Genomic DNA, 13693 nt, shown 5'->3' on the forward strand with positions numbered 1-13693 from the left:
TGAACACATTTAATTACAGTTCAACAATGTATATCTGTTTTGGCGTTAGTTCGAGTGTGGCATTTAATTGGAGTTGTTGTTTAGTTAAAATGTCGAATCCAACTGATTTTCCTTTAAGCGATTCGGCATACCGATTCAATTCGATGGTTACATTCTTTGAAGTTCCGTTCATAAAAACCATTACGCTTTTTTCTCCGAGATAGCGTTCATAGGCGTAAACTCCTTTCTGAAGCGCGTAGTGTTTCATTTTTCCATGGGCTATTATATCGTTTCCTTGTCGCCATTTAAGCAGTTTCTGCATAAAACGGAATGCTTCGTTTTGTAAACTATCACGCCCATCGGCAGTAAACCAGTTTATATTGTCTTCCGGCCATCCTCCGGGAACATCCTTTCGGATATCACCGTCGCTTTTTTGTTTATTCCCGTTCATCAACAGCTCTGTACCGTAATACAATTGCGGTATTCCCGGCATGGTCAGCAAAAAGGTAATACCTTGCTTAAATACTGAAAGATCAGTGGGATATTCCGGTAAATAGCGATCGGTGTCGTGATTATCGAGAAAACGGAGAACATGATAAATATCGGCATACACAAAATCGTAGGTCATATGCTCATAAATACTGTGTAGACCACCATTCCATTCCGAGGTTTCTTCAAAAAATGCCGTGTGGGCTAATCCCATGAAAGGGAAATCCATAACGGTTTTTAATTGTGTGTCATGCGGATTGATTTTACTGTCTTTTTGCCAAAATGAGGTTCCTATGGGATTGTTGAGCCATGCTTCACCCACAATGTTAAAGTCGGGGTATTCTTTATAAACTGCTTTGCACCAATTGACCATCATGTCATAATCGGCATAAGGGTAAGTGTCTTGACGGATACCGTCGATACCGACATATTCGATCCACCAGATGCTGTTTTGAATGAGATATTTGGCGACATGGCGGTTGCGTTGGTTAAGGTCGGGTGTTGAAGGGACAAACCACCCGTCGGTCATGCGTTTTTTATCGTATTCCGATGCATAGTTATCGAAATAAACTTCTTTCATGTGTGATGTTTGAACGTAATGGTCGAGATTGTTGAACCAATCTTTCGACGGCACATCTTTCATCCACGGATGGTCGCTTCCGCAATGATTAAAGATCATATCCATTACTACTTTCATGCCCTTGGCATGGGTTTCGTTGATGAGCTTTACGTAATCCTCATTGGTCCCGAGACGGGGATCAACCCGATAATAATCGGTGGTTGCATAGCCGTGATAAGATCCGCCTTCCATATCGTTTTCCAAAACGGGATTAAGCCATATAGCTGTGATGCCCAGATTGGAAAGATAATCCAGATGATTCGAAATGCCTTTTAAATCCCCGCCGTGACGTGCATTAGGGTTGTTTCTATCTACTTTATATGGCATTCGCATGGGAATTTGATCGTTGGAGGGCTCACCGTTTGCAAACCGGTCGGGCATGATGAGGTAAAGGACATCTGAAGAATCGAATCCTTTGATATTTCGACGCGAAGGATCGCGTTGCTTGAGTTCGTAGGGAATGGTTATTTTCTTTTTACCGTTCGAGAAAACGATGTCGAAAGTTTCGGGTTTACTGTTCGAAATATCAAGATACAATAGCAAATAATTGGGGCTTTCGAGTGTTACGACCTCTTTCAAATAGATTCCTTTTGAAGTAAGGGTTGGTTTGTAATCCGCAATATCTTTGCCATATATCATGAGTTGTAATTCAGGTTCTTCCATGTCGCTCCACCAAAAAGTCGGCTCAACCTTCAGCTGTTGGGCATGCAGAGAAATAGCCGTAAAAAATAAGAGGAATGATAATGCTGTTTTTTTCATTTTGAAAAGGGTTTATTCAAAGACAAATCATGGCGATGCAAATTGGGACCGCATCGCCATGTAAAAGTCAAAATGATTTACTTTTGAAAGAAATAGTAATTACCGGAGACATCGTTAAATAGTACTATATAGGTTCCTGCTTTGATTTCTATATTTGGACCACCTTGTACACCAATGCCTATGGGGAATAATTTTGATCCCCAGTTGATATCCCAGTTGTTGATTTCGCGGAATTTTCCTTCGGTATCCTCATCAAATGTATAAATGACATACCAGATATGATTATTGGAACTTTCGGCTGGTAACATCTCAACATCCGATCCCCAGCCGGTGAATCCACCGATTAAACCAATTCCTTTTTCCATATGACTGGTTGGGGTTGTTGCTGTTGGCTCAATTGTAAGCGTGTGGTTGATAGAATTCAAAGTAATCGTATAATAGCCGTCGGATGGAACTTTTATATCGCCTGAACTTCCATCGTTATGAACATATACACCGTCCTTTACACCCCATTGCTCATCCCAGTTTCCTACATCACGGATCAACTTGAATCCCCTCGATGCCCAGAAATAACCGGTAAAGGTGAATTCGCCGGCACCTTCGTCATTGTATTTATATCCCTCAACCACATTCAAGGGATAAATTGAAGCGCCGAGACCGTCAACGGAATTATTCCATTTTCCGTCAGCCATGCCAATAATGTAATAGGGTTTCACGTCTACTTCGGTGAAGCGTTTCAAAGCCGTTACGGTTATTATCACGCTTGCGGTGGCATTGCTGTTTCCGTCGGTGATGGTATAGGTAAATTCATCGTCTCCCGTATAATCTTTTTCAGGAGTATAGATAATTGAATTCCCACTAATCCAAGCTTTTCCGTGTGTAGGCTGTGTTACTCTAACCAATGTAATGGGATCATTTTCATAATCGGTATCGTTCAGTGTTACATCGTACTTAAGCACTTCGTTTTTAATAGCGATAACCGTATCGTTTACAGCAACTGGAGGGAAATTGTAGGTTGTAGCCATAAATGAAGCAACCGGCGTGGCATATAAAGCTTTTGTTCCGTCTTTTATGATAAATGCAAACACCTTGATATAAACGGTATGTTCGGCTAATGTTGGATTTAAAGCTTTTAATGTATCGTTAATCTGTTCGTATGCTACTTTTAGAATCGATCCGCTCAGTGTTGACGGTATGGATTTGGCTATAGCGAAATTTTCGGTATCCGATAGTAAAATTTTGTATGCCACGGATGCACCGCTATCCACTAATGTGGGTGGTGTAACGCTTATGAAATCAAATGTTTGCCCGATCTTTTCTGCGGTAATGGTTAATGGTTTGGTTAGGATCGTTATGCTGAAGTTGTCATCCTGTAGCGGTTCTTGTTCGTAAATTGTTGGCTCTGCCACAAGCTGATCATCATAGGGATCGGAACATGCAAGAAAAGCAATACCGGCTATTATTACAGCTGATATGTAAGAGAATAATTTTTCCATTTCTGCTTGTTTTTTAAATGGTTTAAGAAATCTTTCAAACGTTCTGCCACAAAAGGCAGAACATTAATTCGTTATTTTTGAATAAAAGTATAAAATCCATCCAGGTCATTGAAGATGATTATATATTTACCGGCTTGAGCGGGAATATTTGGCCCGTTATTCGTGCCGATACCTATTGGGAAGTGAGCTGCACCCCAATTGTTATCCCATTTATTGTCAACACGGAATTTCACATCAGCATTCGAACTAAATGTATATTCTGTATACCAAACATGATTGTTGAGCGGGTTTTTGTTTTCATCTACTAGGAAAGGATACATTGCAATGTCAGGAGTATTCTCCTCCCCCCAATTATTGATCGTTCCGACTAATCCCATGTTATCGAATAACGAAGGTGTTATGGTTGTTTTTTCTATCGTCAGCACCTTTGTTATGGAATTCAATGTGATGGTATAATAGCCGTTTTCAGGGACTTTGAAATTGGAAGGCTCTAGACTGGGATTTTTCATTACCGGGCTGGTTATTCCTTCGCTTCCATTGTTTCCCCATTGGGTATCCCAACTTCCCAGATCACGGATTATTTTGAATCCTTTGTCTGTGGTGAAATATCCCGTGTAACTAAAGGTACCGTTTCCTTCTGAATCATATTTATTGCCTTCCACAACGCTTAATGGAACAATAGAAACCCCTAATCCCGAAAGATCATTCGTCCACTTATTGTCTCCTAAACCAATTAAATACCAGAATACGAGTTTTTTTGCTTTGTCGTATGACATCAGGTCTTCCATAAAATACGGAAGTATCTTTAATTTGATAACGTTTGAATAGGCGGGTTTTACAATAGGGATGCTATCCAATGGAGTTGGGGTTGCTGTGCTAACGATTGCTTTTAATCTTACATACACATTTATGGTAGTAGGTGGATTAGGCATTTGTCCTTTATATAAAGCCAGTATAGCCTTATTCATATCTTTTATGTTGACAGGGACCTTTTCTCCATTTACGGGAGTTGCAAGTTCAACACTGTCTGTCATATCTTCATTGAAAGATGCCTGAACATAATACGTTACGGCAGCGGTAAATCCGTAATCGGGTTGAGCACAGGTCAACACATCCATATCTTTGTCATTGTTGACTTCTTCCAACACATAGGTATAATCGGTGTATTTGGGTTGGTTCAATTTAAAAGTCAATTCGCCGGTTTCAGCAAGTGGGTTTATGGTTACGAGTTCGTCTTCTTGGCAGGAATTCAAACCAACCATAAAAAGTAAACCCACCAATAAAATATTTATTTTTTTCATAGTCCTCTTATTTTTAATTATCATTTTAATAACCGGGATTTTGTGTCAAATTATCATTTGCATTTAAATCATCAGCCGGTAGTGGCATTAAATTCAGATGAGAAGATAATGGAGTGCCGTTGGCAACACCACCTTTCCAATCCCAAATGTAGTTGCTCCCCGTGAAATGACCATAGCGAATCAAATCGGTACGACGACGACCTTCAAAATAAAATTCCCTTGCCCATTCATCCAGAATCACATCTTTATCTACGCTTATCAGCTGTTTTGCGTTAGCTCTTTCTCTAACTTTATTTACCGCTTGTAAGGCTGTATAACCATCAATAGGAGATGCCCCTCTTATAACAGCTTCTGCATAGGTTAAATATGCCTCGGCGGCACGCATGAAGGGGACATCCATGTCGGGAAATTCAATATCACTGGTTGTTCCTCCATCGGCACGCAGATTCCAGAATTTTTGTACGGAAATGCCCTCTTTAAATTTGGTAACATCAGTAATATACAGAGTCCTGTTGGTGGAATAGAGTAACGCTCTATCGTCTTTTGCTTGAATGGTCAAATCATCTGATTCAGGAACATTTCCATCAGGGAAGAATTTTTTTACCAATGTTGCACGGGCGCGGTTTCCGCCCCACCCACTTGTTGTACCCCAGGTCGGCATGCCGTCGGTTCTGGTTGCATCGATTAGAAAGATGGATGATCCCCAATTTTTGGTTTTCACGCCATCGGCTGCTATTGGATAAATAATTTCTTTTGGAGCATCATTTACTGTTGATCCATCTATAGTCCCGGCATTATCAGCCATAAACAGATATTTATATTTGGTTGCCAATTGGTATGGCGAATCGATTACTTTTTTTGCATAAATGGCTGCATCATTCCACTTGGCGGTGCCTGTGTAAACTTCTGCATTCAGATACATCCGCGCCAATAACATCCAAATGGCAGCCTTGTCCAGCCGATAATAGGGTGCTGTTTTTGGTTCATACATTTCCGGTTCAATTTCTTTTAATTCGGTTTCAATCCATTGAAACAAATCTGCACGTTTGATTTGTTCGGGAGGTTCTGCACTAACGACAGTCGTGAATGGAACATTGCCAAAAACATCCATCAAGTAATAATAAGCCAACGCACGTAGATATCTCACTTCAGCGCGCTTGGTCGGCATCTCCTCACCCGTCATGTCTGCCGTTTCCGACAAATAATGATTGGCAATGGTAACCACAAAATATAAACGTGCATACAGACCTTTTAAGGCAGGATTGGTTGAAGTGAAGCTTGATCGATTCATGGTTACTACTTCAATATCTCCCCAAGCGCATATGGCTTCATCCGTGGGTAATTCCTGACTAACCCATAATGTTCTGTAGAGCGAAAACCGACCCTCATCATCAATATCGATATCGTTATCCCCGGCACCACCCTGTTGACCGGTTAATGCCCATGATGCATACACTTTGGTAAAAACTTTTTGTTCGTCAAATGTTTGAACAGTTGAAGGATCGATGGGTTCTATATCGAGGTCTTGAATACATGATGTCATTCCAATTGCAAAAACAACCGACATCAGGTAAATATGGATTTTTTTATTTATTTTCATTGCATTGTTTTTTTAATGTTAGAAGTTAAGTGTTAGTCCTATTACAGTCATAACGGGTTTAGGATAAATATTACCGTCGATTCCATTAAATATTTCCGGATCCAATCCTTTATATTCGGTGAACACAAAAGGGTTTTGAATTGTTGCCGATAAGCGACCACCTGAAATAAATCCGAATGTGTCAAATGAATATCCTATCGTAATGTTATCGATACGTAAGAAAGAGGCTTTCTGTACATAATAATCCGACATGAAGGTGATCCCGCTGCCACCCGTAAAGTTAGTTTCGAAAGCAGAAAGTATTTTGTTTTCGAAAAACCCAAGTGGAGACCAAACGCCATTAGGCCCAACATTCATTCTTTCTGCTGCTACTGAGTTATATACGTAATTGCCGATATTGGCGCGAGCCGAAATCCCGAAATCAAAATCCTTGTATATTACTTTAGTTGACAGTCCCATAGTATAATCAGGTGCAGCTTTGTGGTAAAAGTACCGGTCGTTTTCGTTAATGATATGATCGCCATTTCTGTCAACATATAGTCCTTCGATTGGTTTACCTTCATTGTTGTAAACTTGTTGATAAACATAGAATGAATTTGCAGGGAATCCTACGGCATGTGCTTGAATAGAACCCTGGAAAATGCCGCCGGTAGGGACATAATAACCTTCTTGACTGCCGCTCGTCAGTTTTGAAATGTGGTTGCGATTGTAGGTGAGATTATAATTTAGATCCCAAGTTAAATCTCGAGTTGAAATAATTGTTCCGTTGAACATGAGTTCCAACCCTTGATTTTTTAACGAACCTATATTTTGAAGTACTTTGTTTCTAAAATTGGTCCCTGCTGGTATAGACGTCATATTAATCAGATCGTTAGTAATGCGATAATAATAATCTAATGAAGCAGAAAATCTGTTATTAATAAGGCCAATATCGTATCCTATATTATAGGTCGTTGTTTGTTCCCATTTCAATTCGGGGTTGTAAGCATCAGGGCGGGCTGTTGGATAATACTCCTCTCCGAAAGGATAATAAGCACCATCTTTGTTGAGCTTATAAACCGGTAGATAGGGAAAATCTGAACCGATGTCTTGTTGTCCGGTAAGGCCATATCCAAGTCGGAGTTTCATATCGGAAATGGTATTGTTGTCAGTCAAGAAATCTTCGTTTTTCATTCGCCATGCAAAGGCAAAAGAGGGGAAAACACCCCATTTATTTCCCGGTGCAAAACGTGAAGATCCATCAGCGCGTAATGTTCCTGTCAATAAATACCGGTCGAGTATAGAATAATTAACCCGTCCAAAAAAGGAAACCAGTTGATTGTGCGTTGCCCAGTTTACTACATCGGCTTGATAGATATAATCGGGTTTGGTGATTGATTTTCCATAATAGCTCCCTTCTCTATGATAGCGTTGCCATTCATAACCTGCCATTGCATCGATATTCTGATTATTCAAGCTTTTTGTGTATTGCAAATAGGCGCTTAACTGCCTGTTCCATTTATCTTGAACGTCATATCCATCATAACCCCCTCCGATAATGTTAGTTGCAGATTTTGGAGATATCCAAGTATCTTGTCGTCCATGCGAAATATTGGTTGCCAATGTTAAATGAGCTCTTAGATCAGGGAAGAATTGCATTCTGTAATCGATGTCTATATTGCCCATTAAATCCCATGCTTTGGAACGGTCATCTTTTTGTTCCAACAATGCAACCGGATTGTGGGGTGCATCAGCATTTATTGATTTAAATGATCCATTATCGTTAAAGGTAACCCATTGCCAATAGCCTTCGGTTTCCGAAATATAGGGTTCTTCATCAGTGGTTACAGGATGGGTTGGATCAAAACGGACTGCATTTCCAACGGCACCGGTATCAGCAAAGCGATTTTTGGCATACATCCCTTTTGCATTGAAAATAACCTTTAAATAATCATCTAAAAAAGATGGATTTAAATTGACGGATCCCGTAACACGATCAAAAGAGGATGTTTTTAAAATTCCGTTTTGTCCTGTATATCCTATCGATGCACGATAGGGAAGGTTTTTTACTCCGCCTGTAACGCTAACATTATGATCATGACCGATTCCCGTTCTGTAGATTTCTTTTTGCCAGTCGGTGTTTTCTTCACCAAGGTGACTTAAAATATCTGTATCTCCTTTATAAAGTAAATTGGCATATTCTCTATATTGGTCACCGTTCATCACATCAATATAATCGCGAATTGTGCTTATGTTGAAATTGCCGTTATAGGAGATTCTCGGTTTCATGCCCGCTATCCCTTTTTTTGTTTGAATGAGGATCACGCCGTTTGATGCACGAGAACCATAAATTGCAGTTGCCGAAGCATCTTTAAGGACTGTAAAACTTTCGATATCATTGGGATTAATTGTACTCAGAAAGTTCGCAACTCCTTTTATACCATTATTGTCCAATGCTAATCCATCAACAACAACTAACGGGTCATTACTTGCATTTAGTGATGATCCTCCACGAATACGTATTGTGGATCCTCCGCCGGGTGTACCGTCGTTTGGTGTTACTAATACCCCTGCTATTTTTCCGGTGATCATGTCCTGCGCATTTACTGTAAGACCTTTATTCAGTTCCTCTGGTTTTATAGCTGTAACTGAACCTGTTGCATCGTTTTTCCTTACTGTTCCGTATCCAATAACAACCACTTCTTCCAGCAATTCTACATCTTCTTCCAGAATTATCTGAATATTAGTTCTGTTATTAATAGGAATAATTTGTGTTTTATAACCGACATATCTAATTTCCAAAATTCCGTTTGCCGGGGCTTGTAACGAGAAATTACCATCGAAATCGGTTATCGTGCCTATAGAAGTTCCCTGCAAAAGAATATTGGCTCCAATAATGGGCTCTCCGTTAGTGTCTTTTACAGTACCTCTTACATTAATTGTTTGACTTGTTTGGGCAATAGCCAAAACCGTCATCAGCATACTCATCATCAAGATAAGTGTCGCTTTTCTGTTTTTTTCGATTTTTGACCCATGTTGTTTTAACATTATAAAGATTAATGTTTCATATTATAACACTTTGATTTATAAAAAAGTTTGGAAAATAACGGGAAATGATTTTTTTATTTATTTATATAAATTTTATTCTCGCACCAAAAATAAAAAATATAAAAGAAGAATGCTACAAATAAATCATAATTCGCAGGGTTTTTAACATGCAATCGTTTGCACATTTTAGATGATTATAAAGGAGATATCTGCTTTCGGATGGTTGTTGATAACTTTTTCATAAAATTCTGTGTATAAATGTGGGGGAAAGTGGATTATTTTTATAATTTTACGGTGTTGAAATTTGTATAGTTACAAAAACAAAGAAAGTGTTGCAATTTCTGGGAAATATAGAAGCCAAAACCGATGCAAAAGGCCGTGTGTTTGTGCCGGCTCTTTTTCGAAAGTGTTTGCAGAGGGCAGGAGAAGAATTTCTTGTGCTTCGCAAAGATATTTTTCAGGATTGTTTGGTGCTTTATCCGGGATCGGTTTGGGAGAAAGAAATAGAAGTGTTGCGTGGTAAATTGAATAAATGGAACAAAGATCAGCAACAAATTTTTCGTCAGTTTGTTTTGGATGCCGAACGTTTGGAAATGGATGCCAATGGTCGGATTCTGATTCCGAAACGATACCTGCAAATGGTGAGCATCGATGGTGATGTCCGATTTTTAGGTGTGGACGATACTATCGAAATCTGGGCAAAAGAGAAGCTGGAAAAACCACTGGTTTCTCCCGATGAATTTTCTGAAAAAATACAAGAATTGATGATTTGAATTTTTATTGGTTTATCATCAAAATCAGCTAACAAAATGAATGTTTATCATACACCGGCTTTGCTTAACGAAAGTATTGACGGATTAAATATCCGACCTGAAGGAGTGTATGTGGATGTAACATTTGGAGGAGGGGGGCATTCGAGAGAAATATTGAAACGATTGGGAAAGAAAGGTCGCTTGTATGCTTTCGATCAGGATGCTGATGTGTGCCGAAACAGGATCGATGATCCGCGTTTTGTATTGGTTAAAAGTAATTTTCGATATTTAAAAAATTTTCTTCGTTATTACAATGAAGAGCATGTTGATGGCATTCTTGCTGATTTAGGGGTGTCGTCGCATCATTTTGACGATCCTGAAAGAGGGTTTTCTTTTCGTTTTCCCGGTCAATTGGATATGCGGATGAACCGACTTGCAAAGAAGAAAGCTTCGGATGTGCTGAACGAGTATTCGCAGGAAGAGCTCACACGTGTTTTTTCCTCCTATGGGGAATTGAAAAATGCTGCGAAGATTGCTTCTTCTATAGTAAAGTTTAGAGAAAATGCAACCATCGAATCGGTAAATGATTTTGTCGGTATTCTTCAGCCTTTTGTTTTTAAGGATAAGGAAAAAAAGATACTCGCTCAAGCTTTTCAGGCGCTTCGCATCGAGGTGAACGACGAATTGAATGCGCTATCGGATATGTTGCAGCAATCGTTGGAAGTGTTGAAAAAGGGGGGGAGGATAAGCGTGATTTCTTATCATTCTCTGGAAGACCGGATGGTAAAAAACTTTTTTAGATCGGGAAATTCACAAGGTGAAATAGCAAAAGATTTTTTTGGCAACGTTCAAACTCCGTTTAAGATAATCAATCGTAAAGTAATTGTACCTTCGGAGGAAGAACAAGCCGAAAATCCGAGGTCTCGAAGTGCTAAACTTCGAATAGCTGAAAAAATAGTAGAATAAGGGTATAGTGTATGAAAATCAAATTCGGGAAAATACGAAAATCGTTCGTTTACGTTTTTGGCGGAAGCGTGCTTACAGAGGATTTCCTATTGAAAAATATGCGCTTCATCGCTATTGTTCTTGTTATTGTTTTTGTTTTCATCGGTCACCGATATACCGTTCTTCAAAAGATGTCGGAAATTGAAAAATTGCAGCGTGAACTTAAAGATGCCAAATATGAAGCGTTGTCTATTTCGGCTGATCTTACAAAAGCCAGTCGTTTGACAGAAATAGAAAAAATGATTGAAAAGGAAGGATTGGAACTAAAAATTTCTAATGAGCCTGTTTATAGAATCCAAAGTAAATAAAAAGATTGATTTTCTTTATCGAAAATGGAGCAGCAGCAAAATAATAGTAACGAAGGGGTTATGGGCCGATACGGACTCATAGTGGCGGTATTGCTTTTGTTTGTCGGACTGATTGTATTTTCGGCGGGGAAAATAATTTTTAGCGCTGAAGGGAAAAAATGGCGTGAGGTTGGGAAAAAGGAAACGGTGATCAACGACCGGGTGATTCTTCCCAATCGTGGAAATATTTATACCTACGATGGAAAACTGCTTGCAGCAGGAGAACCTTTGTATGGGGTTTACATGGATTTTTGGGCAGACGGAATGAAAAAAGACACCTTATATAAATATGTGGAAGACTTATCGAAAGCTTTGGCTAAAAAGTTTCCCGGACGTAGTGCTAATCAGTACCGCAATGTGATTCTGAATGGTTGGAAACTGCGAGAAACGGAAGAACGCAGGATGAGGGATTATCAAGCACGAGGAATCAAGAAAAAAGTTCCATTGCGATCGCGTTATGTACGTATTATTAAAGAGGATATATCGTATGTTGATCTTAAAGAAATACAGACATTTCCTTTTTTAAATCTGCGTTCAAACAAAAGCGGCTTAATTGTTGAAGAGAAAAATGCACGAAAAAAACCTTTTGGGAATCTGGCTACCCGCACGATCGGGAGTGTTTATAAGGATCTTGAAAAAGGTGGAGCCAGTGGCTTGGAGTTGAAATACGATTCATTGCTTCGAGGTGTTCCCGGAGTGAAAAATCGCCAAAAAATTCAAGGAAAATGGATGGATGTGGTGGAAATACCGGCTCAAGATGGTTATGACTTGGTGACCACACTCGACGCCGATATTCAGGAAATTACCGAAAAGGCACTTCGCGAGAAATTAATGGAAACGGATGCAGAGTCGGGTACAGCAATCGTTATGGAAGTGAAAACCGGTGAAATAAAGGCTATTTCGAATCTCGATAGGACAAGCAGCGGAGCATATTACGAAGGCAATCCTAATGCTTTTTCATATATGAACGAACCGGGATCGACTTTCAAAACCGTTACGGTAATGGCCGCTCTGGATGACGGAGTGGTTACACCTACCGATTCTTTTTATGTAGGCAATGGCTTATTTCAATATAAAGGAAAATGGGTTAGGGATCATTATTGGCGGCAAGGTCGAGATAGAGGCTATTTAACGGTCGCCGAAGGTATAGAGATCTCGTCAAATGTAGTTATTAGCAAGATAGCACTCAAAGGGTACGAAAATAATCCGAAAAAATATGTGGATGCCATCGATAGGATCGGCCTTCGTAAGCCTTTGTCATGGGATGTCCCATTAAATGGAATCGAAGGAACATCGGTTATCCGGTATCCCGATGATAAAAATAACTATTGGTCAAAGACAACTTTGCCGTGGATGTCTTTCGGCTATGAATCAAAAGTACCGCCTATTTATATGCTTATGTTTTACAATGGTATAGCAAATGGGGGAAGAATGATTAAGCCTTTTATTGCCAAAAAGTTGATAAAAGACGGAAAGGTACTCACTGAGTTCGAAGCCGTAGTTGTGAATCCTAAGATGTGTAAAGATACTACCCTGATACAGATTAAGGAAATGTTGCGGGGAGTGATAGAAAAAGGTACGGCAAAAGTTGTAAAATCCGACTTTTTTCCTATTGCAGGGAAGACAGGTACGGCACAAATCGCATCGGGTGGTGCATATAGTGGATATTATGTTTCTTTTTGTGGGTATTTTCCTGCTGATGATCCGCAATATACTTGTTTTGTAGGGATTAGAAAACCTAAGGGAGTTCCTTCCGGTGGAGGTCAGGCTGGAATGGTTTTTAAAAATATTGCAGAACAAATATTTACCCGTAATGCACGACTTTTCCCCGAAAATTGTAAGGTGGATTCCACACTCAGTAAATTACCTTTAGTAAAAAATGGCAATAAAGAAAAGAGTGAAGCAGTGTTGTCATCAATAGGGTGGAAAATAACGGATAATTTCGATTTGTTGTCAAATTGGGTAAAAATCAGTAGCGATAGTTTGGGGTATCATATGAATGAATTGACAGTCAGCGAAAAAATAGTACCTAATGTATTTGGAATGGGAGCACGCGATGCTGTATATTTGCTGGAAAAATCGGGGATGCGGGTGAACCTGGTTGGCGCAGGTAAGGTTGTTTCGCAGTCTCTCCGCCCGGGATCGAAGGTGACAAACGGAGCGACTATCCGTATAGTTTTGCAATGAAAAGGATGAGTCTCCTCTGATAACCCCATTTTTCAAAAGTACGAAAAATTGAGATATTTCAGACGAGAGTTGTTTAAAAAATTATTTATTAGAGAGTTTACATTATTTTCAAAACATATCCATTTTTTAATG

The 13693-nt window shown here is 39.5% G+C and carries 9 protein-coding genes; 4 read left to right on the forward strand and 5 right to left on the reverse strand.

Annotated features, from left to right (window positions below; translation table 11 throughout):
- Nucleotides 1–13: 13 nt before the first annotated feature.
- The 5 genes from OLM34_RS09525 to OLM34_RS09545 all read right to left on the reverse strand — a co-directional run bounded on the left by OLM34_RS09525 (nucleotide 14) and on the right by OLM34_RS09545 (nucleotide 9270).
- Entirely contained in the window at nucleotides 14–1846 is a 1833-nt protein-coding gene (locus OLM34_RS09525) for a glycoside hydrolase family 13 protein (RefSeq protein ID WP_264406904.1), read from the reverse strand.
- 77 nt (nucleotides 1847–1923) lie between these two features.
- On the reverse strand, nucleotides 1924–3342 hold the full coding sequence (locus tag OLM34_RS09530) for an Ig-like domain-containing protein (RefSeq protein WP_264406906.1): 1419 nt from the start codon (nucleotides 3340–3342) through the stop codon (nucleotides 1924–1926).
- Between the two features lie 71 nt (nucleotides 3343–3413).
- Complete coding sequence (locus OLM34_RS09535; RefSeq protein ID WP_264406908.1) at nucleotides 3414–4643, reverse strand: SusE domain-containing protein; 1230 nt, start codon at nucleotides 4641–4643, stop codon at nucleotides 3414–3416.
- Nucleotides 4644–4668: 25 nt separating this feature from the next.
- Nucleotides 4669–6243, reverse strand: a complete 1575-nt coding sequence (locus OLM34_RS09540; RefSeq protein WP_264406910.1) for a RagB/SusD family nutrient uptake outer membrane protein — start codon at nucleotides 6241–6243, stop codon at nucleotides 4669–4671.
- A gap of 18 nt (nucleotides 6244–6261) precedes the next feature.
- Nucleotides 6262–9270, reverse strand: coding sequence for a SusC/RagA family TonB-linked outer membrane protein (locus tag OLM34_RS09545; RefSeq protein WP_264406911.1), 3009 nt, complete (start codon nucleotides 9268–9270; stop codon nucleotides 6262–6264).
- A gap of 329 nt (nucleotides 9271–9599) precedes the next feature.
- On the opposite strand from OLM34_RS09545, the gene OLM34_RS09550 reads away from it, so the two are divergent.
- Genes OLM34_RS09550 through OLM34_RS09565 form a run of 4 tightly spaced genes read left to right on the forward strand, consistent with a single transcriptional unit; the run spans nucleotide 9600 to nucleotide 13561 of the window.
- Nucleotides 9600–10043, forward strand: coding sequence for a division/cell wall cluster transcriptional repressor MraZ (locus tag OLM34_RS09550; protein ID WP_264406912.1), 444 nt, complete (start codon nucleotides 9600–9602; stop codon nucleotides 10041–10043).
- Nucleotides 10044–10079: 36 nt separating this feature from the next.
- On the forward strand, nucleotides 10080–10988 hold the full coding sequence (gene rsmH / locus OLM34_RS09555) for a 16S rRNA (cytosine(1402)-N(4))-methyltransferase RsmH (protein ID WP_264406914.1): 909 nt from the start codon (nucleotides 10080–10082) through the stop codon (nucleotides 10986–10988).
- 11 nt (nucleotides 10989–10999) lie between these two features.
- The gene (locus OLM34_RS09560; RefSeq protein WP_264406916.1) at nucleotides 11000–11335 is read left to right on the forward strand and encodes an FtsL-like putative cell division protein; all 336 of its coding nucleotides are present in this window, start codon (nucleotides 11000–11002) and stop codon (nucleotides 11333–11335) included.
- A 24-nt stretch (nucleotides 11336–11359) separates the two neighbouring features.
- Nucleotides 11360–13561 (forward strand): penicillin-binding protein, encoded by a 2202-nt coding sequence (locus OLM34_RS09565; protein WP_264406918.1) that lies wholly within the window; start codon nucleotides 11360–11362, stop codon nucleotides 13559–13561.
- Nucleotides 13562–13693: the final 132 nt, after the last annotated feature.

The organism is Anaerorudis cellulosivorans (genome assembly GCF_025943985.1).
Taxonomy (GTDB): domain Bacteria; phylum Bacteroidota; class Bacteroidia; order Bacteroidales; family Dysgonomonadaceae; genus Anaerorudis; species Anaerorudis cellulosivorans.